A 25,246-nucleotide genomic window follows, 5' to 3' on the forward strand; every position below is an offset into this window, starting at 1 on the left:
GCCCGGAACCGTGCCGGACCCCGCCCGCGGCGGGCAAGGGTGCAGGGGGCAACGATCGGGAGTACTTGCGTGCGTTACGTTCGCGGAATCAGGGTTTCGTCGACGAACTCCCTGACCTGGGCGAGGACTTCGGCCCGCCCGGTACCCGGAAGACCGACCGCCACGTGCACGCTGTAGCCGTCGAGGAGGGCACGCATCCGGCCCGCGAAGCGGTCCGGGTCCACGGCCCGGAACTCGCCGCGCGAGATGCCCTCGGCGAGGATCGCGACGAGGTCCCGGTGCCAGGCCCGCTCGATGGCGGCCTGGCGGGCCCGGGCCTCGTCGTCGGCGTTCTGCGAGCGGTTCCAGACCTCCAGCCAGAGCGTCCAGTGCGGGTCGCGCGGCCCGTCCGGCACGTACACCTCGACGTATCCGTCGAGCCGTTCGCGGGCACTGCCGGGCCGGGAGAGCAGCGCGCCCCGCTCGGCCCCGAGCCGGCCCTCGCTCCACTCCAGGGTCTGCAGCAGCAGCTCGTCCTTGGTGCGGAAGTAGTAGAGGAGGTGGCCGCTGCTCATCCCCACCTGCCGACCGAGCCCGGCCATGGTCAGCCCGTCGAGCCCCCGCTCGGCCACGGTGTCCATGGCCGCGGCGAAGACCTCCTCCCGGGGCGGCGCGGCCTGGTTGCGACGGCGGGGGGCGGGGGGCTTGCTGCTCTGCTGACTCACTCGTACGTTCTACACCGCGGCCGCTGCCGGTGATGCAGTGGACAGAGCTGGCTCCGTCCGCCGGAATGGGCTCCGGCACAACTTCCGTGATGTCGGGCCGATCTCCGGTCCGACATCGTCGTCGAACCCCTGCAAGGCTGACCGCCCCTCCGTGCCGGAGGGGCGCCTTCGTCATGTCCAAGCACGAGAAAGGGCCTTGCCCCTACCCTGGCGATGTCGAGCCGGTCAGAGAAGGAGCAAGGCCATGTCGTCTCATGCTACCCCCGACCCCTACGCCAGCCCGATCGCTTTCGGGCAGCGCATGCAGATCCTCCGGGAGCGGCGGGGCATGACCCGCCAGGTGCTCGCGGGCCTCCTGGGCCGGTCCCCCGATTGGGTCAAGTCCGTCGAGGCCGGCCGCATGCAGGCACCGGGCCTGGAGATGGTCTACCGCATCGCCGAGGCGCTGCGCGTACGTGAGCTGGCCGACCTCACCGGACATGGCGAGCACACCGTGAACCTCTTCACCGGGCCCGGGCACCCCCGTCTCGGGGCCGTACGCGAGGCGATCGAGCAACTGTCGCTCGGCACCGCGGGCAACCCGCCGCCGACCCCCGCCCACCTCGCGGCGCGCCTGGAGGTGGCATGGACCGCCCGGCACAGGGCACCCGATCACCGCGACCGGATCGGCGCCATACTCCCGGGCCTGATCCGAGATGCCCAGCTCGCGGTGGAGCACGCCGAGACCCCGAGCGACTGGCGCGCCGCCCAAGCCGTCTTGGCCGAGACGTATTCCCTGGCGCAGTTCTTCCTCGCGTACCAGCCTGACGCCTCCCTGCTGTGGCGGGTCGCAGAACGGAGCATGGTCGCGGCCCGGCAGTCCGGGGACCCTCACGCTGTCGGGGTCTCCGCGTGGCTCCTCGCCCAGGCCCACCGGGACACCGGCCCCAGTCACTACGATGCGGCGGACGACATCACCGCCCAGGCGATCGAATACCTGGAGCCTCTCTTGCCCGACGCCGACGCCACGGTGCTCGCCGTGGCGGGTGCCCTCCAGTTCGAGGCCGGTTACACCGCCGCCAGACGCGGTGCCACGGCCACCGCCTGGAGTCGCTGGGACACCGCCCGGGAGATGGCGGAACGGCTCCCCGAGGGCTACTACCACCCCATCACCAGCTTCTCCGAGGCGATCATGGGCGCCCACGCCGTGACCGTCGCGGTCGAGCTGCACCAAGGGGCGGAGTCCGTGCGGCAGGCGGCCCGCGCCGACGCCACCACCATCCCGTCCAGGCCTCGCCGCGCGCGCCACCGCATCGAGGAGGCCCGTGGCTACCACCTCGACGGACAGCCGGACGTCGCCCTCGCAACTCTGGCGATGGCACACGAGGCGGCCCCGGAGACGATCCGCTACAACGGGTACGCCCGCAGCATCCTCCTGGAGGCATGCGAGTCCAAGGTCACCTCCCGTCGGCGCCGCGCATCCGAACTCGCTGTCGAGATGGGCCTCTTGGCCGCCTGACGAGGGGGAGGATTCCTACCCTCACCCCTCTTTCACCGCCCCTACCGTCGTGTGTACCGCAGGTCACGCCGACGGTAGGGAGCGAGATGTCTGAGCAGATCCAGCACGTCAGGCCGCACGAGAACACACGGGCCATCCCCATCGGGAGCCTGCTCCTGGAGGACGGCCCGTCGGTAGACCGGCGCGCTGAACGGCTCGCCGAGGGGACCATCCACCGCGTCCTCGCGATGCGGGACCACCCCGGCGAGGCCGAGCTCGCCCGCATCACGAACGACTTGCTCACCTACTGCACCGTCCTCGCCAACGGTCTCGACACCGTTCCCGACGGTGACCTGTGCACGCGCGGTCAGGCCGCCCTCGTCGCGTGGGACCAGCTGCGGACGGACGGCCCGGCCGACGGGCCCCTGGGCACGTGGTCCTACCCCCGGCACCTCGCGCACTGCGCCCGGGACATGATGACCGCCATCCGCGAGTACCGGCAGAACGCTGCGTCCGCAGCGCGGTTCATCGGCCGGACCGTTCTGCCGCCCGTCGCCACGGACACTCCGTGACGGAGCGCTGGCGGCAGGCCCTGTACTTCCTCACCGTCCTCGCGATCCTCGCCGCTCTCGTCTACGGCATCGCCCACTGACTCCCTTCACGGCGGCTGCCGGCTGCCGTCGAACGGGTGCACAACGCCAAGAACACCAACAGAGAGAGGGCCCCATGTCCGCATTGATCGCCGAGCGCGCCCCCACCGTTTCCCACGACATCAGCACCGCGCCGACCGGGCCCGTGGCCACCCGGCCGTTCGGGCTCGACTCGCTCACCGGCCTCGCCTCCGTGTCCGGCCGCCGACCGCTCCTCGGCGTCGACCCCATCACGCAGCTCTCGCTCGTCGACGGCCGCCCGGCGATCGACACCCCGGGCATGAACGGCACCGCGTGCAACACGGAGAGCGACGGGCGCGACGCCATCGCGGTCGACTACGACCAGAACGACGACTGATGCCCCCCTCGGGACAGAGCACGCGCGGCGGATCCTCGCCGCGCGTGCTCGTCGTCACCTTCGCCCTCGACCCCACCGCGGACTACGTGCTCCGCGAACTCAACCGCCGCGGCGTCCCGTTCTGGCGGACGGACCTCGCCGGCTTCCCCGCGCACACCCGTCTGTCCGCCGCGCTCGGATCGTCCGGCCGCTGGGGCGGCACCATGCGGGGCGACGTCCACGGCATCGACTTGTCCGAGCTGCGTGCCGTCTGGTGGCGCAAGCCCACCCCGTACGCCTTCCCCACGACCATGAGCGAGCCCGAGCAGCGCTTCGCCCGGACCCAAGCCAAGCACGCTCTTTCCGGAGTCCTCGGTTCCCTTCCTGATGTGCTCTGGGTCAACCGCCCTGAGGCGAACGCGGACTGCACCAAGCCCCGCCAGCTTGCCGTGGCGGTGGAGTCCGGGCTGCACGTCCCGGAGACCCTGATCACCAACGAACCGGCCGCAGTCGCCGAGTTCGCCGAGCGCGTCGGTGGACCGGTCATCACCAAAGTCCTCGGCGGGATCGTCCACACCGAGGACGGCAAGCGGGGTCAGCTCTACACCCGCCGGGTGCCGCCCGAACAGTACGCGGACTCGCGCATCGCCCTGACCGCTCACCTGTTCCAGCGCGAGATCACGGACAAGGCGTACGAGGTGCGCGTCGCGGTCGTCGACGGGCAGCTCTTCCCGGTGGCCGTCCACGCCGCAGCCGGCCCCGAGCAGCTCGACTGGCGGCGCGATTCCGCCGGCCACTCCTACAGTGCGGTCACGATGCCCGACCCCGTACGCGAGGGCGTCCGCGTGATGATGCGACGCCTGGGGCTCGTCTACGCCGCGCTGGACTTCATCGTCGACAGCCGCGGCACGTACTTCCTCATCGACGTCAACCCCAACGGCCAGTGGGCCTGGATCGACCTGACCCGCGACGCCATCACCCACGCGCTCGCCGACCTCCTGGAGAAGGGCCACCCCCGATGACAGCCCACGACCTCGACACCGAGGCGTCCACCGCCCGGGCGCAGCTCACCCAGTCCCTCGCCGACGCCGGCGTCATCACCGATCCCGCCTGGCGTGCGGCGTTCAGGGAGGTCCCCCGGCATCTCTTCGTACCCGCCTTCTACGATCACACCGGCCGGCTCATCCGCGGGGACGACCCTGGTACGGCGGCGGAATGGTTCGCAGCCGTACACGACGACCGTCCCCTGGTCACCCGTCGAACCGACGGAGTCGCCACCTCGTCGAGCACGGAGCCCTCGCTCATGGCCGAGATGCTGCACGCCCTGGACGTCGAGGACGGCATGCGTGTCCTGGAGATCGGCACCGGCACCGGGTACAACGCCGGGTTGCTCGCCCACCGCCTCGGGGGTGCCCAGGTCGTCACCGTCGACCTCTCCCCCGACATCACCGGGCCCGCGCGGGCCCACCTCGCGGCCGCCGGCCTCTCACCGTTCGTCGTCACGGGGGACGGTGTCGACGGCTGGCCGTCGGGAGCGCCGTACGACCGGATCATCGCCACGTGCAGGCTGCACGCGATCCCGCTTCCGCTGCTTCAGCAGCTCACGGCCGATGGTCTTCTCCTCGCCCCGCTCGGCGGCGCGCTTGCGCTCCTGCGCCGCACCGGGTCCGACGCCGCCGAGGGGCGCTTCCTGTCGCGCGCGTTCTTCATGGCCATGCGGCGCGGCGGGGCCGACACCGGGGTCAGCCGACGGCCCCCGCTGCCTGAGGGCCGCGCCCGGCAGTCCTCGGTGGGCGCCTCGCTCCTCGCCGACAACGACTTCCGGTTCCTCGTCAGCGTCGTCGCCCCTGGCCTCGTGTGGCAGTACGACCTCACCCAGGAGGGGAAGCCGGAGGCAGCGCGGGTCTGGGCGCCGGACGGATCGATCGCCTCGCTGGCCGCTGACGGTTCCGTACGGGAGGCGGGTCCGCGCCGTCTGTGGGCGCTGATCGAGGACGCACACGACGTGTTCGTCGACGCGGATTCGCCCGGCCCCGGCCGATACGGGGTGAGCGTGACGGGACCGGAGCAGCGCGTCTGGCTCGACGAGCCCGGCGGGCACGGCTGGGGCCTGATCGGCAGCGGGACCGTCCCACCACCTCCAGCAGCATGCGGGCGGCCGGCCGCGGCGCGCGATCCGCGGCATGGCTGGGGATGACAGTGGCCCGGTCTTCGACTGGCGCGTAGGCGACGCGGTCTGAGCCCGCGGCGCCCGCCGTCCCGTTTCCCCGGGGCCCGCCGTCCTGCTTCGCCTGGGTCTGTCGTCCTGCTTCGCCTGGGTCTGTCGTCCTACTGCGCCGTCCTACTTCGCCGCCGCCCGGCGGTCGTGGCCGGTGGACGGTTCCAGGGAGGCCGTCCAGACGCCGAGGAGGGACGAGGTCAGTGCGATGGCGAGGGCGAAGCCGGGGGCGCCGAGGCCGCCGGCGAAGAACGCCACCGTCGCGCCGGCCGTCAGGAGCACCCACGCCGCGAGCGCCGCCTTGCCCCGGCGGCTCAGGAAGAGCCACTGGCGCGGGGCGGCGGGCGGGGCGGCCACCGCGCCCGCCGGGCCGGCCGTCGCCGCCGCCGGGCGCTTGAAGTAGCCGTACACCAGCCACTCGCCGCACAGCTCCCAGCCCTCCGGCGTCAGTTCGTCCTCGATCCGGGCGCGCCGCCGGCCGGCGATCACCTCGCGGCGGTACTCCCAGCGGAGCGCCGTGCCGGGGGTGCGGCGGCAGACGAAGCGGCCGAGGGGGTCGAGGGACTCGACCTCCCAGCCCTGGGCGCCGTGCACCGCCAGCATCCGCCGGTCGTTGAAGATGTCCGTGGTCCAGGTCCAGTGCTCGGCCGCCTCGTCGGGGCCGTCCGGTTCGGGGGCCCGCCCGCCGAGCCGGGCCGCGAACCCGGCGGCCGGGCCGAACTCCTCCGCGGGGGAGGTGCCGGTCTCGGCGAGGTGGGCCCGCAGGTCCTCCACGGTGGCCTCGATCTGCGCGGACGGGACGCCGGCGGCGGCGAGGACCCCGGCCACCTCGGCGAAGTAGGCGTCGTCGTTCATGCGGTGCTTCCCCCTGGTCGTGGTGCGGTGTCGTCGGCCGGCGCGGTGTGGTCGGCCAGCGCGGTGTCGACGGTGCGGTGGAACTCCCGCCATGCCCGGCTCTCCCCGGCGAGGCGCTCGCGCCCCAGGGGGGTCAGCCGGTAGTAGCGGCGGCCCGGGCCGCGCTCGGCGGCCCGGAACTCGGCCTCCACCAGGCCCGCCTCCTCCAGGCGGTTCAGTACGGGATAGAGCGTCCCGCCCTTGATCTCGCCGAGGCCCGCCTCGGCGAGCGCCTTGGCGATCTCGTACCCGTAACTCTCCCCGTCGGTCAGGCGGGAGAGGACGAGCAGGTCGAGGACTCCCTTGAGCCAGCTGGATCTGCGGTCTGCGGCCATGAGCGCATTGCATCACCACCTAGGTAGGAATGCAAGCTAGGTAGCCGTGGCGAGGTGCTGACCGTGCGAAACCGGGCGTCTCAGATAGTAGGAAGTCCGAGTAATTGTGGAGACAGATGCGGGTCCCTGGCCTAGCTTTGTAGGAGCCGAACGTCTCGCTTCATCAGCGAATGGCGGTCGAGAGCGCGACGCCCTGTGCAGGCAACCCCTGCGGCGGCGCTCCCCGCCCCTTCCGGCGCCTTCGATCACCACTGATCTCCGCACGCCCGGATCACCACTGATCTCAAGGAGTCGATCCCCCATGGCCGTTCAGACCGCCCCCCGCGTCCGCCACTCCGCCGCCCGCCCCAGCGACGAGGCCCGGCAGAACGCCGCCGCCGCCCTCCAGCGCGCCCTCGACCGCCGCGACAACGGCGGCTCCACCGGCCACTGATCCGTCCGGCCGGTCCGGTCCGGTCCAGGCCCGTCCGACGTCTGGCCGACGTCTTGTCCGCCGCCCGTCCGGCGTCATCCGTTCGTCCACATGATGGACGTTCCGTGTCAGACGATGGGACGAAGAGTAGGGTGCCGCCATGTCTCACAGCATCAATCTCGCAGTCATTCCCGGCGACGGCATCGGCCAGGAGGTCGTGGCCCAGGGCCTCAAGGTCCTCACGGCCGCGCTTCCCCAGGACGTGAAGCTGGAGACCGAGGAGTACGACTTCGGCGCCCGGCGCTACCACGCCACCGGTGAGACCCTCACCGACGCCGACCTGGACTCCCTCAAGAAGCACGACGCCATCCTGCTCGGCGCGATCGGCGACCCCTCGGTCCCGTCCGGCGTCCTGGAGCGCGGCTTCCTCCTGAAGCTGCGCTTCGCCTTCGACCACCACGTCAACCTGCGCCCCTCGAAGCTGCTCCCCGGCGTCGCGACCCCGCTCGCCGGCCAGCCCGCGATCGACTTCGTCGTGGTCCGCGAGGGCACCGAGGGGCCGTACACCGGCAACGGCGGCACCATCCGCAAGGGCACCGAGCACGAGGTCGCCACCGAGGTCTCGGTCAACACCGCCTTCGGCGTCGAGCGCGTGGTCCGGGACGCCTTCGCCCGCGCCCAGGCCCGTCCGCGCAAGAAGCTGACGCTGGTCCACAAGAACAACGTGCTGACCTTCGCCGGCCACCTCTGGACCGACATCTTCAACCGGGTCGCCCAGGAGTTCCCCGAGGTCACCACCGACTACCTGCACGTCGACGCGGCGACGATCTTCCTCGTCACCGACCCGGCCCGCTTCGACGTCATCGTCACCGACAACCTCTTCGGCGACATCATCACCGACCTCGCCGCGGCCGTCTCCGGCGGCATCGGCGTCGCCGCCTCGGGCAACATCAACCCGAGCCGCGACTTCCCGTCCATGTTCGAACCGGTCCACGGCTCCGCGCCGGACATCGCGGGCCAGGGCAAGGCCGACCCCACGGCCACCGTCCTCTCCGTCGCCCTCCTGCTGCGCCACCTCGGCTACGAGGCCGAGGCCGCCCGCGTCGAGGCGGCCGTCGAGGCCGACCTCACCGAGCGGGGCGCCACCGTTCGCACGACGGACGAGATCGGCGACGCGCTCGCCGCTCGAGTAGCGAGCTGACCCGCGCGTCACTGACACCACTCAGCAGCCGCCGGGTCTCCCACGCACCCGGCGGCTGTTCTCGTACGGTCGCGGGGTGCCACCATCGACCCCGGACCGCCTCACCCGCCTTTCGTACCCGGGTTCCCACGCGCGATAATCGGACGTGGGCCGCCACATGCGGGAAAGCTCGGACGTCCTAGCAGTCATGCCGGGACGGACGTGGGCGCGGTCCGACACACACAACCGGTGAAGGACAAGCACCCATGACGACGATCGAGCTCAAGCCCTCCTCCAGCGCGCTGTCCGACGCGGAGCGCGCGGCGATCCTGGCCAATCCGGGATTCGGCCGCCACTTCACCGACCACATGGTCACCGTGCGCTGGACCGAGGGCCGCGGCTGGCACGACGGCCAGCTCGTGCCGTACGGCCCGCTCTCCCTCGACCCGGCGACCAACGTGCTCCACTACGCCCAGGAGATCTTCGAGGGCCTGAAGGCGTACCGCCGCCCCGACGGCTCGGTCGCCTCCTTCCGCCCGGACGCCAACGCCCGGCGCTTCCAGCGCTCCGCGCACCGGCTCGGCATGCCCGAGCTGCCGGTCGAGACCTTCATCGAGGCCTGTGACGCGCTGGTCCGCCAGGACGAGGCCTGGGTCCCGGAGCACGGCGGCGAGGCCTCCCTCTACCTCCGCCCGTTCATGATCGCGACCGAGGTCGGCCTGGGCGTCCGCCCGGCCAACGAGTACCTCTTCGTCGTCATCGCCTCCCCGGCCGGCCCGTACTTCCCCGGCGGCGTCAAGCCGGTCTCCATCTGGGCCTCCGAGGACCGCGTCCGCGCCGTCCCCGGCGGCATGGGCGACGCCAAGACCGGCGGCAACTACGCGGCCTCCCTGCTCGCGCAGGCCGAGGCGGCCGCCAAGGGCTGCGACCAGGTCTGCTACCTCGACGCGGTCGAGCACAAGTGGGTCGAGGAACTCGGCGGCATGAACCTGTACTTCGTGTACGGCAACAAGATCGTCACCCCGTCCCTGAGCGGCTCGATCCTGGAGGGCATCACCCGCGACTCCCTCCTCAAGCTCGCCGCCGACCTCGGCCACGAGGTGGAGGAGGCCCGCGTCTCCATCGACCAGTGGCAGGCCGACACCGCGAACGGCACCCTCACCGAGGTCTTCGCCTGCGGCACCGCCGCCGTCATCACCCCGGTCGGCACGGTCAAGTCCGCCCGGGGCGAGTGGCAGCAGTCGGGCGGCGAGCCCGGCGAGGTCACGATGAAGCTGCGCGAGGCGCTGCTCGCCATCCAGACCGGCAAGGCCGAGGACGCCCACGGCTGGATGCACGAGCTCGGCAAGTAGCCGCTCCGTCGGTCACTCCGACGCCACCAGGGCTTCCGGGGCTTCCGGGTCCGTCACGGTCCCGGGAGCCCCGCGCGGCGTCAGGGCGGCGTACAGCGCGCCGCCCACCACGCCCGACAGCACGAAGCTGCAGTCGACCCCGCCGGTCAGGGCCAGCAGCGGACCCTCGTACAGCGGGGTGGAGACCGCCGCCAGGCCGACCGCCGCGCCGAGCCCCCAGGAGGCGGTGGCGCGCGGGTGCCAGCCGGCCGCGTACCAGTAGATCCCGCCGCGCGAGCGCCGGTTGTAGACCTGGAGCGCCTCGGGGTCGTACTCCCCGCGGCAGCGGGCGTGCCCGATGAGGGTGATCACCGCCCACGGGGTGCCGATCGCCGTCAGGAGCAGGACGAACGAGGTCATCGCCGACTGGGCGTCCGAGGCGAAGTGGCCGAGGAAGACGAAGCCGGTGGCGACCGCCGCCACCACGACGGTGGCCCGCGCCCGGGTGGCCCGGGGCAGGATCGCGTCCAGGTCCAGGCCCATCGAGTAGAGCATCAGACCGGCGTTGCCGACCGAGCCGGCGGTGGCGGCGAGGAGCAGCGGGACCAGGTACCAGCCGGGGGAGACGGCGACCAGCGGCCCCGCGTAGTCGAGGCCCGCGCGGGCGGCCAGCGCCGTGTACGTACCGAAGAGCTGGGGCACGAGCAGGCCGACGAGGAGGCCGAGCCAGGTGGCCCGGCGGACGGCGCGGGCGCTGTGCCGGGCCGGGGAGACGTAGCGGGTGTAGTCGCCGAGCAGGGTGATGAAGGCGACCGGGCCGCTGAGCCCCGCGGCGACCGCCGAGAGCAGCCAGGTCGGCCAGAAGGAGCCGAGCAGGTACGGGGTGTCCGGCGCGGGCGCCGCGGTGAAGTCGCCGGCGTACGCGACGAGCCCGAGGGCCAGCAGGGCGGTCATGCCCACGGCGAGCCCCTTGCTGAGCCGCAGCAGCAGCCGGTAGCCGTACACGGCGCCCACCGCCGTGCAGGCCGCGAGCAGCGCGTAGACGAGGGCGTGCGCGCCGTCCCCGGTGGACGCCCCGGTGAGCCGGGCGAGCACGCCCACGACGACGTCGCCGCCGATCCACAGGGTCAGGGCGGTGTAGCCGAGCGAGAGCAGCAGCCCCACCACCGAGCCGACGAGCCGGCCGCGGACGCCGAAGAAGGCGCCGGAGGAGGTGGAGAGGTTGGTGGCGGTACGCAGCGAGACCAGCGCCAGCGGGGCGGTGACGGCGACGCCGACGAGGGTGCCGGCGACCACGGAGGTCACCGAGCCCCACAGGCCGAGGCCGAAGGAGACCGGCAGCCAGCCGAAGACGATCACGCCCAGGCAGAGGTTGGAGCCGAGCAGGATCGCGACGAGGTCGCGGGGGCCGCTGGTGCGTTCGGCCTCGGGGATGGTGTCGACTCCGTGCTGTTCGATCGTCGCCATGGGACCTCCGGGGGAGCGGAAGGGATGTTTTTGAGTGGCGCTCAATGTGACCCGCGCCTGACGGGCGAGTCAATACTTGGAAGCATTCCGTCCAGCATTTAGAGTGTCGCTCAAACAGGAGGTGCATGACGTGCGACTGACCCCCACGGAGCGCGACCGGCTGCTGCTCTTCGGCGCCGCCGAGCTCGCCCGGGCCCGGCGGGCCCGCGGCCTTCGGCTCAACGTCCCCGAGGCGACCGCCCTCGTCGCGGACACCGTCTGCGAGGCGGCCCGCGACGGCCGGAGGCTCGCCGAGGCCATCGAGGCGGCCCGCTCCGTCCTCGGCCCCGAGGACGTGCTGCCCGGCGTCGCCGACGTGGTGACCGAGGTCCACGTCGAGGCCGTCTTCGACGACGGCTCCCGGCTCGCCGTCGTCACCGACCCGATCGGCGGGGGCACGCTCGGCGCAGGCGCGCCCGGCGCGCTGCTCCCCGGCCCCGGCCACCCCGAGCCGGAGCCCGCGCTCACCCTCGCCGTACGCAACACGGCGACGGTCCCGGTCAGCGTCACCTCCCACTTCCACTTCTTCGAGGCCAACCCGCGCCTCGACTTCGACCGCGCCGCCGCCTACGGCATGCGCCTCGCCATCCCCGCCGGCGCCTCCTTCCGCTTCGACCCCGGCGGCGCCGCCGAGGTCGGGCTCGTGCCCATCGGCGGCGCCCGCGTCGCCATCGGCTTCGCCGGCCTCGTCGACGGGCCGCTGGACGCGCCCGGCGCGAAGGCGGAGGCCCTGCGGCGCGCCGCCGCCTGCGGCTACCTGGGCGTCACGGCCCCGAAGGAGGACGACTGATGGACCCGTACGAGTACGCCTCCGTGCACGGCCCCCGGGCCGGCGACCGGGTGGTCCTCGGCGACTCCGGACTCGTCGTCCGGGTCGAGGCCGACTCCCAGAAGCCCGGCGAGGAGTTCCTCGCCGGCTTCGGCAAGACCGCCCGCGACGGCCTCCACCTCAAGGCCGCCGCCGTCCGCGAGACCTGCGACGTCGTCATCAGCAACGTCCTGCTGATCGACGCCGTCCAGGGCATCCGCAAGGTCTCCGTCGGCATCCGCGAGGGCCGGATCCACGCCATCGGCCGGGCCGGCAACCCCGACACCCTCGACGGCGTCGACGTCGTCGTCGGCACCGGCACCTCGATCGTCTCCGGCGAGGGGCTCATCGCCACCGCAGGCGCCGTCGACACCCACGTCCACCTGCTCTCGCCGCGGATCATGGAGGCCTCGCTCGCCTCCGGCGTCACCACGATCATCGGCCAGGAGTTCGGGCCCGTCTGGGGCGTCGGCGTCAACTCGCCCTGGGCGCTCCACCACGCCTTCAACGCCTTCGACGCCTGGCCCGTCAACATCGGCTTCCTCGCCCGGGGTTCCTCCTCGGACCCGGCGCCGCTGGTCGAGGCGCTCGCAGAGGGCGGCGCCTCCGGCTTCAAGGTCCACGAGGACATGGGCGCCCACACCCGCGCCCTCGACACCGCGCTGCGGGTCGCCGAGGAGCACGACGTCCAGGTCGCCCTGCACAGCGACGGCCTGAACGAGTGCCTGTCCGTGGAGGACACCCTCGCCGTCCTGGAAGGCCGTACGATCCACGCCTTCCACATCGAGGGCTGCGGCGGCGGACACGTCCCCAACGTCCTGAAGATGGCGGGCGTGCCGAACGTCATCGGCTCCTCCACCAACCCCACCCTGCCCTTCGGCCGCGACGCGGTGGCCGAGCACTACGGGATGATCGTCTCCGTCCACGACCTGAAGACCGACCTCCCCGGCGACGCCGCCATGGCGCGCGACCGGATCCGGGCCGGGACGATGGGCGCGGAGGACGTCCTGCACGACCTCGGCGCGATCGGGATCACCTCCTCCGACGCGCAGGGGATGGGAAGGGCCGGCGAGACCGTACGCCGGACCTTCGCCATGGCCGGGAAGATGAAGGCCGAGCTCGGCCCGCTGGAGGGCGACGGCGCGCACGACGACAACGCGCGCGTGCTCCGCTACCTGGCCAAGCTCACCATCAACCCGGCGATCGCCCACGGCCTCGCCCACGAGATCGGCTCCGTCGAGGTCGGCAAGCTCGCCGACATCGTGCTGTGGCGGCCCGAGTTCTTCGGCGCCAAACCCCAGATGGTGCTCAAGGCCGGCTTCCCCGCCTGGGGCGTCACGGGCGATCCCAACGCCGCCACCGACACCTGCGAACCCCTCGTCCTCGGCCCGCTGTTCGGCGCCCACGGCGCCGCCGCCGCGGACCTCTCCGTCGCCTTCGTCGCCCAGGCCGCCGTCGACCTCGGCGGCGACCGGATGCCGACCCGGCGCCGCCGCGTCCCGGTGCGCGGCACCCGGGGGATCGGCCCCGCCGACCTGCTCCTCAACTCCCGTACCGGCTCCGTCCAGGTGGACGACCGCACCGGCCTCGTCTCGCTCGACGGCTCCCCGATCCGCTCCGAGCCGGCCGACTCCGTCTCCCTGAACCGCCTCTACTTCCTCTAGGACCCGCCGAGATGACTTCGTACCGCATGCCCGCCGAGTGGACCCCGCACGAGCGGACCTGGATGGCCTGGCCCAGCCCCAACCCCACCTTCACCAGCGACGAGGAGCTCGCGGAGGCCCGCGGGGCCTGGGCCGCCGTCGCCCGCGCCGTCCGCCGCTTCGAGCCGGTGACGATGGTCGTCGCCCCCGGCGACGCCGAGGGCGCCCGGGAACTCCTCGGCGAGGACGTCGAGCTGGTCGAGCGGGAGCTCGACGACGCCTGGATGCGCGACATCGGCCCCACCTTCGTGAAGGACGCGGAGGGCCGGCTGGCCGCCGTCGACTGGGTGTTCAACGGCTGGGGCGCCCAGGACTGGGCCCGCTGGGAGCACGACTCCAAGATCGCCCGCCATGTCGCGGACGCGGCCGAGGTGCCCGTACTGAGCAGCGAGCTGGTCAACGAGGGCGGCGGCATCCACGTCGACGGCGAGGGCACCGTCCTGCTCACCGACACCGTCCAGCTCGGCTCCGGCCGCAACCCCGAGTGGAGCCGCGAGCAGGTCGAGCGGGAGATCCACGCCAAGCTCGGCACCACCCGGGCGATCTGGCTCCCGCACGGCCTCGCCGGCGACTACGGCCTCTACGGCACCCAGGGCCACATCGACATCGTCGCCGCCTTCGCCCGCCCCGGCACCGTCCTCGTCCACAGCCAGCAGGACCCCCGCCACCCCGACTACGGCCGCTCCCGGCTGTACGCGGACATCCTCCGCGCCCAGACCGACGCCCAGGGCCGCCCCCTGGAGGTCATCGAGGTCCCCGCCCCCACCGTCCTCACCGACGAGGAGGGCGACTGGGTCGACTACTCCTACATCAACCACTACCTCTGCAACGGCGCCGTGATCCTCTGCGCCTTCGACGACCCCCACGACGAGCTCGCCGCCGAGATCTTCCGCCGCCTCTTCCCGGACCGCGAGGTCGTCCTCGTCGACGCCCGGACGATCTTCGCGTCGGGCGGCGGCATCCACTGCATCACCCAGCAGCAACCCGCGGTGTAGGTGCCACGGCGCCGATCAGGGCCGGTGGGGCCTGCCGCGGGCTCAGACCGCGTCGCCGTCTCGCCAGTCGAAGACGAGCGGGGCGGTCGGGTCGGGCAGGGCGAGTCCGCCGGCCGGGCGGACGAAGACGCCGCCCTCCTCCTCGGGGAGCGGGACGGTGCCGTCGGGGCCGAGCACCTCGATCCGCCCGCCCCACACCTCCCAGCCGCGCGCGCGGTAGAGCGCCGCGCCCTCGTCGGAGGCGGAGAGCGCGCCGAAGCGGTGGGTGCCGTCGATCACCCGCTCCAGGGCGTCCATGACGGCCCCGCCGAACCCCCGGCGCCGCGCGTCGGCCCGGACGGCGACGCCTTCCACGTACCCGGTCCGGTACGAGCGGCCGCGGTGCAGCACCCGGCGCTGGACGACGGCCCCGTGGGCGAGGAGCCCGGTCGCGTCCTCGATCCAGGCGTGGACCCCGCCCAGGGTGTGGTCCCAGTCCTCCGCGGAGAAGTCGCCGTCGAAGGCAGCGTCGAGCAGCGCGCGGACGGCCGTGAGCCGCTCCGCGCCGAGTTCGTGGGTGGGTGCGGTCCTCACGGTCATCCCCTCACCCTCCCACAGCAACCCCCACCCCTCACCTAACCCCCTTAGTGCCCTTGACGGGTTAAGTAGCCCCTGATCGAATCCCCTTAACCGCTTCTTGAGAGTTGAGGGGTTAGAGACCATGTCCGTGCTGCCCACCCGCCACCGCACCGTCACCGTCCGCGGCCACGAGATCTTCTACCGGGAGGCCGGACCGGCCGACGCCCCCGTCCTGCTCCTGCTGCACGGCTTCCCGACCAGCTCGCACATGTTCCGCGACCTGATCCCCCGCCTCGCCGACCGGTACCGGCTGATCGCCCCGGACCACCTGGGCTTCGGCCGCAGTGCCGCGCCCTCCGCCGACGCCTTCGCCTACTCCTTCGCGGAACTGGCCGCGCTCACCGGCGAGTTCACCGAGGCGCTCGGCCTCGACCGCTTCGCGATCTACATCCAGGACTACGGCGCCCCCATCGGCCTGCGCCTCGCCCTCGCCCACCCCGAGCGGATCACCGCGGTCGTCACCCAGAACGGCAACGCGTACGAGGAGGGCCTGGGCACGGAGGCCTGGGCCCCCGTCCTCGCCCTGATCGCCGACCGGACCCCCGAGACCGAGGCCCCGGTCCGGGCCATCCGCTCCCTCGACGGCATCCGGTGGCAGTACGAGACGGGCGTCCCCGCCGCCTACCGGGACCGCCTCAGCCCGGACGCCTGGCACCACGACGCCGCCCTGATGGCCCGCGAGGGCCAGGACGGCATCCAGCTCGGCCTGATCGCCGACTACGGCTCCAACTTCGCCCTCTATCCGGCCTTCCAGGAGTGGTTCCGCACCTCCCGGGTGCCGCTCCTCGCCGTCTGGGGCGAGGGCGACGAGGTCTTCGTCCCGGCCGGCGCCGAGGCCTTCCGCCGCGACCTCCCGGACGCCGAGATCCACCTCCTGCCCACCGGCCACTTCGCCCTGGAGACGCACGCGCCGCGCGTCGCCGAGCTGATCGGGGACTTCCTGGAGCGGCACGTGACGGCGTAGGCGGGAAATGAATACCGCCCCCGTCCCCGGCCTGGGGGGACCGGAGAGGGGGGCGGTGATCAGGGGCCGCTCACGCGGCGGGCGGGGCTCAGCCCATGTGCGGGTAGCCGTACTCGGTCGGCGGGACCAGCGTCTCCTTGATGGCGCGGGTCAGCGTCCAGCGCATCAGGTTCTGCGGGGCGCCGGCCTTGTCGTTCGTGCCCGAGGCGCGGCCGCCGCCGAAGGGCTGCTGGCCGACGACGGCGCCGGTCGACTTGTCGTTGATGTAGAAGTTGCCCGCGGCGAAGCGGAGCTTCTCCATCGTGTGCGCGGCGGCGGCGCGGTCGTTGGAGATGACGGCGCCGGTCAGGGCGTAGTCGGAGACCGACTCCATCTGCTCCAGCATGGCGTCGTACTGGTCGTCCTCGTAGACGTGGATCGCCAGGATCGGGCCGAAGTACTCGGCCTTGAAGACCTCGTTCTCCGGGTCGGTGCAGGCGATGACGGTCGGGCGGACGAAGTAGCCCTCCGAGTCGTCGTAGGTGCCGCCGGCGATGATCGTGCAGCTCGGGTCGGAGGAGGCACGGTCGATCGCCGCCTTGTTCTTGGCGAACGAGCGGTCGTCGATGACGGCACCGATGAAGTTCGACAGGTCGGTGACGTCACCCATGGCGATGCCGTCGACCTCGGCCGCGAACTCCTCCTTGAAGCCGTCGTTCCAGATGGACGCCGGGATGTACGCCCGCGAGGACGCGGAGCACTTCTGGCCCTGGAACTCGAAGGAGCCGCGGGTCAGCGCGGTCTTCAGGACGGCGCGGTCGGCGCTGGGGTGGGCGACGACGAAGTCCTTGCCGCCGGTCTCGCCGACGATCCGCGGGTAGGAGCGGTACTTCTCGATGTTGGTGCCGACCGTCTTCCACAGGTGCTGGAAGGTCTTGGTCGAGCCGGTGAAGTGGATGCCGGCCAGGTCGCGGTGGTTCAGGGCCACCTCGGAGACGGCGATGCCGTCGCCGGTCACCAGGTTGATGACGCCCTTCGGCAGGCCGGCCTCCTCCAGGAGCTCCATGAGGAGCACGGCGGAGTGGGTCTGCGTCGGGGACGGCTTCCAGACGACCACGTTGCCCATGAGGGCGGGGGCGGTGGGCAGGTTGCCCGCGATGGCCGTGAAGTTGAACGGCGTGATCGCGTAGACGAAGCCTTCGAGCGGGCGGTGGTCCAGACGGTTCCAGACGCCCGGGGAGTTCGCCGGCGGCTGCTCGGCGAGGATCTGGCGGGCGTACGCCACGTTGAAGCGCCAGAAGTCGACGAGCTCGCACGGGGTGTCGATCTCGGCCTGCTGGGCGGTCTTCGACTGGCCGAGCATCGTGGAGGCGGCCAGCGTCTCGCGCCAGGGGCCGGCGAGCAGCTCGGCGGCGCGCAGGATGATCGCGGCGCGGTCGTCGAAGGACATCGCGCGCCAGGCCGGGGCGGCGGCCAGGGCCGCGTCGATCGCGTCCTGGGCGTCCTGCTGGGTGGCGCCGGCGAAGGTGCCGATGACGGACTTGTGGTTGTGCGGCTGCACGACGTCGACGCGCTCGCCGCCGCCCATGCGCTTCACGCCGCCGATGGTCATCGGCAGCTCGCGCGGGTTGTCGGCCAGCTCCTTGAGCTTGGCCTCCAGACGGGCGCGCTCCGGGGAACCGGGGGCGTAACCGTGCACCGGCTCGTTGACGGGAGCGGGGACCTGGGTCACAGCGTCCATGAGGGTCTTGACTCCTTCAAAGAGGGGTAGTGGGCTCAGCCCTTGGTCAGGATGGAGCGGACGAAGAAGAGCAGGTTGGCCGGCTTCTCCGCGAGACGGCGCATGAAGTAGCCGTACCAGTCGGTGCCGTAGGCCGTGTAGACGCGCATGCGGTGGCCCTCGGCGGCGAGCCGGTTCTGCTCCTCGGAGCGGATGCCGTACAGCATCTGGAACTCGTACTCGTCCAGCTTGCGCCCGGCGCGGCGGGCCAGCTCCTGGCCGATGGCGATCAGGCGCGGGTCGTGCGAGCCGATCATCGGGTAGCCCTCGCCGTCCATCAGGATCTTCATGATCCGGACGTACGCCTTGTCGATCTCGGGCTTGTCCTGGATGGCGACCTCGGCGGGCTCCTTGTAGGCGCCCTTCACGATGCGCACGCGGGAGCCGTTCGCGGCCAGGCGGCGGGCGTCCTCCTCGGTGCGGAAGAGGTAGGCCTGGATGACGCAGCCGGTCTGCGGGAAGTCCTTCCGCAGCTCCTCGTGGATGGCGAACATCGAGTCGAGGGTGGTGTGGTCCTCGGCGTCCAGGGTGACCGTGGTGCCGATCTCGGCGGCGGCCGCGACGACGGGCCGGACGTTCGCGAGGGCCAGCTCGTGGCCCTTCTCCAGCGACTGGCCGAACATCGACAGCTTGACGGACATCTCGGCGCGCTCGCCGAGGCCCAGCTCCTTGAGGCGGCCGATCAGCTCCAGGTAGGCGTCCCGGGCGGCGTAGGACTGCTCGACGGTGGTGATGTCCTCGCCGACGACGTCGAGGGTGACCTCCAGGCCGCGGGCGGTCAGGTCCCGGACGATCGGGACGACGTCGTCCACGATCTCGCCGGCGATGAAGCGCGCCACGACCTGCTTGGTCCCGGGCGCGGCCGACACGAGACGGCGCATCTTGTCGCTGCGCGAGGCGGCGAGGATCACGGGACCCAGCACGGGGCACCTCCAAAGGGGCGAGGAAGAACAGGGCCATTACCGGTCGCGGGGGTACGAACCGGGAACAGCACGGGTAACCACCGTGAAACCTAAGGATCGCTCCGATCCTGCGCCATCTACAGCTGTCACGCATCCGTGAACACGCCCTCAGACAACTGTCTGAAGCAACCGGTCGGCGGTGCGAGAATGGGCCCCGTGAAGGGCGATTACCAGGAGCTGGTGGACGAGATCTCGACGCTGCTCGGCACCCCGGCGACCCTGGAGAACCGCGATTTCGGGCTGATCGCCTTCGGCGCCCACGACAGCGACGACGACAGCGCGATGGACCCGGTGCGCACCCGCTCGATCCTGACCCGCAAGTCCACCCCGGCGGTCCGCGCCTGGTTCGAGGGCTTCGGCATCACCCGCGCCACCGGCCCCGTCCGCATCCCGGCCGCGCCGGACGCGGGCGTCTACCGGGACCGGATCTGCCTCCCGGTACGCCATCGGGGTGTCGTCCTCGGCTACGTCTGGCTCCTGGACGCCGAACCCGGCCCCTCGCACGAGCGGCTCACCGCCGCGATGGAGGTCGCCGCGAGGATCGGCGAGCTCCTCGCCGACGAGGAGCGGGCGGGCGCCGACCTCTCCCGCGAGCTGCGGGCCGTCCTCACGGCGGAGCGCGGCTGGCAGTACGACATGGCCGTCGCCGCCCTCCGCACGGCCCTGGGCCCGGACGCGGACGGCCTCCACGCCCTGGTCTGCGTGGCCCCCTGGACCGGCGAGGACTCCCCCTCCCCCCGTACGGTCCCCGGCGCGGCCGTCGTCTGCGCCCTCCCGTGGCGGGGCCCGGGCGGCCCCTACGCCGGCGCCCCCGGCCGCGACTCCGAGGCGGGGGCCTCCCGGGGCGAAGCGGTCCACGGACCCGGCCCGGCCCGGGGGGCCCGCGCCGCGTCCGGCGGTACGGGCTCCGCCCGCGGCACCGCGCCCGGACACGGACCCTCCTCCGGAGCTCCGTCCGACGGGGGGTACGCCCCCGGGCCCGGGCCGCAGCGGGCCCTCGCCGTGCTGGTGCGGCTGCGCTCGGGCGACAACCTCTCCCCCGCGACCACCGCCGCCGGGCGGCTGCGGGGCACGGCCGGGCAGGCCGCCGTCGCCGGGATCGCCGCGCCCCGGCGGGGCCTCGGCGAGCTGGACCTCTCCTGGCGCGAGGCCTCGGCCGCCGCCCGCACCGCGCACTCCCAGCCCCGGCTCGGCCCGCTCGCCCACTGGTCGGAGCTCGGCGCGTACCGGCTGCTCACCGCCCTCCCGCAGGCCGAGCCCGACCCGGCCGTACGGGCGCTGCTCGCCCCCGCGCACACGGAACTGGCCCGCACGGCCGAGGTGTTCCTCGACCACGCGGGCCAGGCGGGCCGCACGGCGGCGGCCCTGGGCATCCACCGGCAGACGCTCTACTACCGCCTCTCCCGGGTCGAACAGCTCACCGGACTCGACCTGGACTCCGGCGAGGACCGCCTCCTGCTGCACATGGCGCTGAAGGCGGCCCGGCTGTAGCGGGCGGCCTTCACTCCGCCCGGGGGACGGTGGCCGGACCGGGCGCCGGCTCGGGCGCCGGACCGGTGTCGGGGGCGGTGGCCGGCCGGGGCACACCCGCGGCGGCAGCCCCGTCCTCGTCCGCGTCCTCGGTCTCGTCCGCTCCCCCGCCCTCGGGGCCGTCCAGGCCCCGCATCGCCGGTACGACGAGGAGGAGCACCGAGACCGCGCACCAGGCGATGCCGAGCGCCACGCCCGTCTCGCGGAGCCCGGCCCGTTCGACGACGAGTCCGGCGAGGAGGGTGCTCACCGGGACGGCCGTCATGGAGACGGCGTTCTGGAGCCCGAGGACCCTGCCCCGCACCTCCTCCGGGACGCGCTCGCCGACGAGGACGAGGAAGAGCGCGGGCAGCGGTCCCGCCCCGACGCCGGCCAGCACCGCGCAGGCGACGAGCACCGGCACCGGCGGCAGCAGGGCGAGCCCGGCCACGCCGACGGTCGACACGAGCTGGGAGACCGCTTCTCTCCGTACCTGTCCCCCCGGCGACGCGCTGCGCCGGGTCCTCGGGGCCCGGGTGGGGCTGTGGCGGGCCCAGTACCGGCGTGCCTCGTTCACGTACCGGCTGGGCTTCGACTCCGTCACCCTGACCGACCGGCGCCCCGGGCTCCCCGCCGAGGACACCGTCCTCACCGGCGACGACGCCCGCCTCTACCGCGCCGTCATCGGCGGGGCGCGCCACCGTGACCTGACCGGCGGGGACCCGGAGCGGGTACGGGCCACCCTGGCCGGCTGGGAGCGCAGGCGGTGGGTCCACAGCGAGGGGACGAAGGTGATCGCGCTGGCCACCCGGGCGACGCCGTCCGCCTACCGCACCCCGCCGCCGAAGGGCACCCCCCGGCGGGCCCGCACCCCCGTCCCCCTCACGCTCACCACCCGGCCCTGACCGAGCCGTACGGGATCTGGCCGAAACCGCGCGCATGCCGCCGAACGCCGTTTCCCGACGGGCCCGCCGCACGGTAGTCCTGGGGGCACGGGGCCGCCGTCCCCGACCCGCCGCGCCCGGACCGCCGCCCCGGCGGACCCGGCGCCCGCACGAGAATCCGAGGGCAGAGAGTTGACCAGCGAGTACACCCCCGGCACCGCCGCCCCGACCGCCCCCGCCCCGGAGGGCGGACCGGAGGGCGGACCGCAGGGCGGTGAGCGTCCGCCGTCCTGCCGCGACCTGGTCGGACTGCTCGCCCAGGACGACCGGCGGTCGGCCTACGCGGCCCTGGTCCTCGGCGCCACCAGCCTGCCGCAGGTCGCCGAGCGCACCGGGCTCCGCCCGGCGGCAGCGGCGATGGCCCTGCAGAAGCTGGTGGAGGGCCGGATCGCCTGCCACGACCCCGAGGGCGGCTACACGCTGCTCGACGACACCTTCCGGCTCGCGGTGCGCGAGGAGGTGCGGCTGACCGGCCGGGGCGGCGGGGACGGCGCGGGCGCCTACTTCCGCAAGGGCCGGCTGACCTCGATCCCCGGCAAGGCGGAGGTGCGCCGACGGGTGCTCACCGTGGTCGCCGACTCCTTCGAGAAGGGCACCGTCTACGAGGAGTCCAAGGTGAACGCCGTCTGCGGCGGCTGGCTCGACGACTGGGTCTCGCTGCGGCGCGCCCTGGTCGACGAGGGGCTGCTGCTGCGGGACGACGCCACGGCGCGCTACCAGCGGGCCTGAGCGGGCGCCGGAGGTGACCCTGATCCGCGCCGGCGCCGTGGACGAGCCGGCCGACGTGGTGGCCCTGCCCCGGCACACGGCCGCCGAGGCCGGCGCGTTCGCCCGCCGCCGGGGCTTCCTCGGCCGGGTCGGGCAGGTGGTGGCCGAGCCCTCGGCGGACGGGCGGGGCGTCCTGCTGCACGTGGGGCTCGGCCCGGCGGCCACCGCCGACGTCGCCGCCCTCCGGCAGGCGGCCGCGGCCGCCGTCCGGGCCGCCGGGCCGGCCAGGACCGTCCGCCTCGACCTGGCGCTCACCGAGCGGACCGGGGTGACGGCCGCCGACCGGGTCGCCGCCGTCACGGAGGGCGCCCGGCTCGCGCTGTACCGCTTCGACGGCTTCCGTACCGGCCGCGGGCAGCCCCCGCCCGCCGAGCTCAGGGTGACGGGCGACCGGCCTGCCGCGCTCGCGGCGGCGCTGGCCGCGGCCGAGGGCACCTGTCTCGCCCGGGACCTGGTCAACTCCCCGCCCGGGGCGCTGACCCCGGCCGCGTTCGCCCGCCGGATCGAGACCGAGGCCGCGGCGGCCGGGCTGTCCTGCGCGGTGTACGAGGGTCAGGACCTGGCCCGGCTGGACCTCGCCGGCCTGACGGCGGTGAGCAGGGGCTCCGCCGAGCCCGCGCGGTACGTGGAGCTGGTGTACGAGCCGACCGGGCCGGCCGCGCTCACCGTGGCCCTGGTCGGCAAGGGCGTCACCTTCGACTCCGGCGGCCTGTCCCTCAAGCCCTCCGGCGAGCTGCACACGATGAAGGCCGACATGGCCGGGGCCGCCGCCGTCCTGGGCGCCCTGGTGGCGCTGCCCCGGCTCGGCCTGCCGGTCCGGGTGCGGGCGCATCTGCCGCTGGCGGAGAACATGCCGGACGGCGGGGCGCTGCGGGTGGGCGACGTGGTGCGGCACCTCGACGGCACGACCACCGAGATCACCCATACGGACAACGAGGGGCGGGTGGTGCTCGCGGACGTCCTGCTGCGGGCGAGCGCGCCCGGCGCCGCCGATGTCGTCCTCGACGTGGCCACGCTGACCTCGGCCGCGGTGCACGCGCTCGGCACCCGTACCGGCGCGGTCTTCTCCCCCGACGACGGGCTCGCGGAGCTGGTGCGGAGGGCGGGCGAGCGGGCCGGGGAGTCGCTGTGGCGGCTGCCGCTCCTTGCCCACGAGCGGCGGCGGCTGCGCTCGGCGGTCGCCGACCGGGTCAACTGCTCGCACCGGCACGGGGACACCGTGCAGGCGGCGCTGTACCTCTCCGAGTTCCTCGCCCCGGGCACCCGGTGGGCCCATCTGGACATCGCGGCGCCGGCCTGGAACGACGAGCCGCCTTACGGGGAGGTCCCGCACGGCGCGACGGGCTTCGGGGTCCGCACCCTGCTGGAGACGCTGCGGGCGCTGACCGCCGGTGCCGCCGACCCGGCCGGCTACTGAGCCGGCCGGGTCGGGGTGGGATCTGTGACGCGGTGCGTCAGATCAGGTTGACCGAGCGGGCCGAGGTGGCGCCGATCTCCGTGGAGATCTCGGCGATCACGGCCGCGGGGACGGTGTCGTCGACGGTGAGGACGACGAGCGCCTCGCCGCCCTCCTCCGTACGGGAGACCTGCATGCCCGCGATGTTCAGACCGGCCTCGCCGAGGATCCGGCCGACGGTGCCGACGACGCCGGGGCGGTCCTCGTAGCGGAGCACGACCATGTGGTCGGCGAGCGCCAGGTCCACGTCGTAGCCGCCGACGGCGACGATCTTCTGGAGGTGCTTGGGGCCGGCCAGGGTGCCGGAGACCGAGACCTCCTCGCCGCTGGAGAGGGTGCCGCGCACGGTGACCATGTTGCGGTGGTCGGGCGACTCGGAGCTGGTGGTGAGGCGGACCTCGACACCGCGCTCCTGCGCGAAGAGCGGGGCGTTGACGTACGACACGGTCTCGTCGACGACGTCCTCGAACACGCCCTTGAGCGCGGAGAGTTCGAGCACCTTGACGTCGTGCTGGGTGATCTCGCCGTACACCTCGACGTCGAGGCGGGCCGCGACCTCGCCCGCGAGGGCGGTGAAGATCCGGCCGAGCTTCTCGGCGAGCGGCAGGCCCGGCTTGACGTCCTCGGCGATGACGCCGCCCTGGACGTTGACCGCGTCCGGCACCAGCTCGCCGGCGAGCGCGAGGCGCACCGACCGGGCGACGGCGATGCCGGCCTTCTCCTGGGCCTCGTCGGTGGAGGCGCCGAGGTGCGGGGTGCAGACGACCTGGTCGAGCTCGAAGAGCGGGGAGTCCGTGCAGGGCTCCTTGGCGTACACGTCGAGGCCGGCGCCGGCGACGCGGCCCTCCTTGAGGGCCGAGTACAGCGCGGCCTCGTCGACGATCCCGCCGCGGGCGGCGTTGACGATGCGGACGCTCGGCTTGACCTTGTGCAGCGCCTCGTCGCCGATGAGACCGAGGGTCTCGGGGGTCTTCGGCAGGTGGACGGTGATGAAGTCGGCGACCTCCAGGAGCTCGTCCAGGGTCAGCAGCTTCACCCCCATCTGGGCGGCGCGGGCCGGCTGCACGTAGGGGTCGTACGCGACGACCTTCATGCCGAAGGCGGACATGCGCTGGGCGACCAGGACGCCGATGCGGCCGAGGCCGACGACGCCGAGGGTCTTCTCGCTGAGCTCGACGCCCGTGTACTTGTTCCGCTTCCACTCGCCGTTCTTCAGCGCGGTGTTGGCCTGCGGGATGTTGCGCGCGGTGGCGACGAGGAGGCCGCAGGCGAGCTCGGCGGCGGTGACGATGTTGGAGGTCGGCGCGTTCACGACCATCACGCCGGCCTTGGTGGCGGCGGAGACGTCCACGTTGTCCAGGCCGACGCCGGCGCGGGCGACGACCCGCAGCTTCTTGGCGGCGGCGATGGCCTCCGCGTCGACCTTGGTCGCCGAGCGGATGAGGATGGCGTCGACGTCGGCGATCGCGGGGATCAGCTCGGCGCGGTCGGCGCCGTTGCAGTGCCGGATCTCGAAGTCCGGCCCCAGGGCGTCGACGGTGGCGGGCGACAGCTCTTCAGCGATGAGTACGACAGGTTTCGAGCTCACGTGAGTCCTCACAGAGGCAGTGCGGACGGCCGTCCCGACGGCCGCAGGCGGTGGAGGGGGCTTGCCGCGTGGAAGCGCACGACGCTGTGGGCCAGACGCGATGTTGTTTGAGCAGTGTAGTGCCGCAT

At 73.2% G+C, this 25,246-nt stretch carries 25 protein-coding genes; 16 read left to right on the forward strand and 9 right to left on the reverse strand.

Annotation, left to right across the window (positions count from 1 at the left end; all coding sequences use genetic code 11):
* Nucleotides 1–74: 74 nt before the first annotated feature.
* Complete coding sequence (locus HHL19_RS06400; protein WP_169087551.1) at nt 75–620, reverse strand: TetR/AcrR family transcriptional regulator; 546 nt, start codon at nt 618–620, stop codon at nt 75–77.
* Nucleotides 621–948: 328 nt separating this feature from the next.
* Between HHL19_RS06400 and HHL19_RS06405 the strand changes: the two genes are divergently transcribed.
* The 5 genes from HHL19_RS06405 (at nt 949) to HHL19_RS06425 (ending at nt 5,365) form a co-directional block, all read left to right on the forward strand.
* Nucleotides 949–2,202: a helix-turn-helix transcriptional regulator gene (locus HHL19_RS06405; protein WP_169086512.1), complete on the forward strand. Its 1,254-nt coding sequence runs from the start codon at nt 949–951 to the stop codon at nt 2,200–2,202.
* An 86-nt stretch (nt 2,203–2,288) separates the two neighbouring features.
* Nucleotides 2,289–2,753: a hypothetical protein gene (locus tag HHL19_RS06410; RefSeq protein WP_169086514.1), complete on the forward strand. Its 465-nt coding sequence runs from the start codon at nt 2,289–2,291 to the stop codon at nt 2,751–2,753.
* 154 nt (nt 2,754–2,907) lie between these two features.
* Entirely contained in the window at nt 2,908–3,189 is a 282-nt protein-coding gene (locus HHL19_RS06415) for a hypothetical protein (protein WP_169086516.1), read from the forward strand.
* 44 nt (nt 3,190–3,233) lie between these two features.
* The gene (locus HHL19_RS06420; RefSeq protein ID WP_169086518.1) at nt 3,234–4,190 is read left to right on the forward strand and encodes an MvdC/MvdD family ATP grasp protein; all 957 of its coding nucleotides are present in this window, start codon (nt 3,234–3,236) and stop codon (nt 4,188–4,190) included.
* Entirely contained in the window at nt 4,187–5,365 is a 1,179-nt protein-coding gene (locus tag HHL19_RS06425; protein ID WP_169086520.1) for a methyltransferase domain-containing protein, read from the forward strand. The genes HHL19_RS06420 and HHL19_RS06425 overlap by 4 nt, the downstream gene beginning before the upstream one ends.
* 144 nt (nt 5,366–5,509) lie before the next feature.
* On the opposite strand, the gene HHL19_RS06430 is transcribed toward HHL19_RS06425, so the two are convergent.
* Both HHL19_RS06430 and HHL19_RS06435 read right to left on the reverse strand, forming a co-directional pair.
* On the reverse strand, nt 5,510–6,241 hold the full coding sequence (locus tag HHL19_RS06430) for a hypothetical protein (protein WP_169086522.1): 732 nt from the start codon (nt 6,239–6,241) through the stop codon (nt 5,510–5,512).
* A complete protein-coding gene (locus HHL19_RS06435) occupies nt 6,238–6,615 on the reverse strand; it encodes a PadR family transcriptional regulator (protein ID WP_169086524.1) in 378 nt (125 codons plus the stop codon). Before HHL19_RS06435 ends, HHL19_RS06430 begins: the two co-directional genes overlap by 4 nt.
* 301 nt (nt 6,616–6,916) lie before the next feature.
* Here HHL19_RS06435 and HHL19_RS38050 point away from each other — a divergent pair, with 301 nt between their 5' ends.
* The 3 genes from HHL19_RS38050 to HHL19_RS06445 all read left to right on the forward strand — a co-directional run bounded on the left by HHL19_RS38050 (nt 6,917) and on the right by HHL19_RS06445 (nt 9,559).
* On the forward strand, nt 6,917–7,048 hold the full coding sequence (locus tag HHL19_RS38050) for a hypothetical protein (RefSeq protein WP_268256548.1): 132 nt from the start codon (nt 6,917–6,919) through the stop codon (nt 7,046–7,048).
* A 139-nt stretch (nt 7,049–7,187) separates the two neighbouring features.
* The gene (locus HHL19_RS06440) at nt 7,188–8,228 is read left to right on the forward strand and encodes a 3-isopropylmalate dehydrogenase (RefSeq protein ID WP_169086526.1); all 1,041 of its coding nucleotides are present in this window, start codon (nt 7,188–7,190) and stop codon (nt 8,226–8,228) included.
* Between the two features lie 245 nt (nt 8,229–8,473).
* Entirely contained in the window at nt 8,474–9,559 is a 1,086-nt protein-coding gene (locus HHL19_RS06445; protein WP_169086528.1) for a branched-chain amino acid aminotransferase, read from the forward strand.
* A 12-nt stretch (nt 9,560–9,571) separates the two neighbouring features.
* Here the strand turns inward: HHL19_RS06445 and HHL19_RS06450 are convergent, their stop codons facing one another.
* Nucleotides 9,572–11,005 carry a cytosine permease gene (locus HHL19_RS06450; RefSeq protein ID WP_169086530.1) on the reverse strand — a complete coding sequence of 478 codons (1,434 nt, stop codon included), beginning with the start codon at nt 11,003–11,005 and terminating at the stop codon, nt 9,572–9,574.
* 130 nt (nt 11,006–11,135) lie between these two features.
* Between HHL19_RS06450 and ureA the strand changes: the two genes are divergently transcribed.
* The 3 genes from ureA to HHL19_RS06465 are packed head-to-tail and all read left to right on the forward strand — an operon-like array spanning nt 11,136 to nt 14,550.
* On the forward strand, nt 11,136–11,834 hold the full coding sequence (gene ureA / locus HHL19_RS06455) for an urease subunit gamma (protein ID WP_169086532.1): 699 nt from the start codon (nt 11,136–11,138) through the stop codon (nt 11,832–11,834).
* Nucleotides 11,834–13,516 (forward strand): urease subunit alpha, encoded by a 1,683-nt coding sequence (locus tag HHL19_RS06460; protein WP_169086534.1) that lies wholly within the window; start codon nt 11,834–11,836, stop codon nt 13,514–13,516. The genes ureA and HHL19_RS06460 overlap by 1 nt, the downstream gene beginning before the upstream one ends.
* Before the next feature lie 11 nt (nt 13,517–13,527).
* On the forward strand, nt 13,528–14,550 hold the full coding sequence (locus HHL19_RS06465; protein ID WP_169086536.1) for an agmatine deiminase family protein: 1,023 nt from the start codon (nt 13,528–13,530) through the stop codon (nt 14,548–14,550).
* A 42-nt stretch (nt 14,551–14,592) separates the two neighbouring features.
* Here the strand turns inward: HHL19_RS06465 and HHL19_RS06470 are convergent, their stop codons facing one another.
* Entirely contained in the window at nt 14,593–15,129 is a 537-nt protein-coding gene (locus tag HHL19_RS06470) for a GNAT family N-acetyltransferase (protein WP_169086538.1), read from the reverse strand.
* A gap of 121 nt (nt 15,130–15,250) precedes the next feature.
* On the opposite strand from HHL19_RS06470, the gene HHL19_RS06475 reads away from it, so the two are divergent.
* Nucleotides 15,251–16,132: an alpha/beta fold hydrolase gene (locus HHL19_RS06475; protein ID WP_169086540.1), complete on the forward strand. Its 882-nt coding sequence runs from the start codon at nt 15,251–15,253 to the stop codon at nt 16,130–16,132.
* An 88-nt stretch (nt 16,133–16,220) separates the two neighbouring features.
* Here the strand turns inward: HHL19_RS06475 and pruA are convergent, their stop codons facing one another.
* Together pruA and HHL19_RS06485 are read right to left on the reverse strand one after the other, a co-directional pair.
* Nucleotides 16,221–17,852, reverse strand: a complete 1,632-nt coding sequence (pruA, locus tag HHL19_RS06480; RefSeq protein WP_169086542.1) for an L-glutamate gamma-semialdehyde dehydrogenase — start codon at nt 17,850–17,852, stop codon at nt 16,221–16,223.
* Nucleotides 17,853–17,887: 35 nt separating this feature from the next.
* Nucleotides 17,888–18,814, reverse strand: a complete 927-nt coding sequence (locus HHL19_RS06485) for a proline dehydrogenase family protein (protein ID WP_169086544.1) — start codon at nt 18,812–18,814, stop codon at nt 17,888–17,890.
* 195 nt (nt 18,815–19,009) lie between these two features.
* On the opposite strand from HHL19_RS06485, the gene HHL19_RS06490 reads away from it, so the two are divergent.
* A complete protein-coding gene (locus HHL19_RS06490) occupies nt 19,010–20,344 on the forward strand; it encodes a PucR family transcriptional regulator (RefSeq protein ID WP_169086546.1) in 1,335 nt (444 codons plus the stop codon).
* A 10-nt stretch (nt 20,345–20,354) separates the two neighbouring features.
* Here the strand turns inward: HHL19_RS06490 and HHL19_RS06495 are convergent, their stop codons facing one another.
* Complete coding sequence (locus HHL19_RS06495; protein WP_346768473.1) at nt 20,355–20,828, reverse strand: MFS transporter; 474 nt, start codon at nt 20,826–20,828, stop codon at nt 20,355–20,357.
* Between the two features lie 70 nt (nt 20,829–20,898).
* On the opposite strand from HHL19_RS06495, the gene HHL19_RS06500 reads away from it, so the two are divergent.
* The 3 genes from HHL19_RS06500 (at nt 20,899) to HHL19_RS06510 (ending at nt 23,491) form a co-directional block, all read left to right on the forward strand.
* Entirely contained in the window at nt 20,899–21,267 is a 369-nt protein-coding gene (locus tag HHL19_RS06500; RefSeq protein WP_206325475.1) for a hypothetical protein, read from the forward strand.
* Between the two features lie 279 nt (nt 21,268–21,546).
* Complete coding sequence (locus tag HHL19_RS06505; RefSeq protein ID WP_240981488.1) at nt 21,547–22,035, forward strand: DUF2087 domain-containing protein; 489 nt, start codon at nt 21,547–21,549, stop codon at nt 22,033–22,035.
* A gap of 13 nt (nt 22,036–22,048) precedes the next feature.
* Nucleotides 22,049–23,491, forward strand: coding sequence for a leucyl aminopeptidase family protein (locus tag HHL19_RS06510; protein ID WP_169086552.1), 1,443 nt, complete (start codon nt 22,049–22,051; stop codon nt 23,489–23,491).
* A 37-nt stretch (nt 23,492–23,528) separates the two neighbouring features.
* On the opposite strand, the gene serA is transcribed toward HHL19_RS06510, so the two are convergent.
* Nucleotides 23,529–25,118 carry a phosphoglycerate dehydrogenase gene (gene serA, locus HHL19_RS06515; protein WP_169086554.1) on the reverse strand — a complete coding sequence of 530 codons (1,590 nt, stop codon included), beginning with the start codon at nt 25,116–25,118 and terminating at the stop codon, nt 23,529–23,531.
* Between the last annotated feature and the right edge of the window lie 128 nt (nt 25,119–25,246).

The sequence above is a fragment of the Streptomyces sp. R302 genome (assembly GCF_012927245.1).
GTDB lineage: Bacteria > Actinomycetota > Actinomycetes > Streptomycetales > Streptomycetaceae > Streptomyces.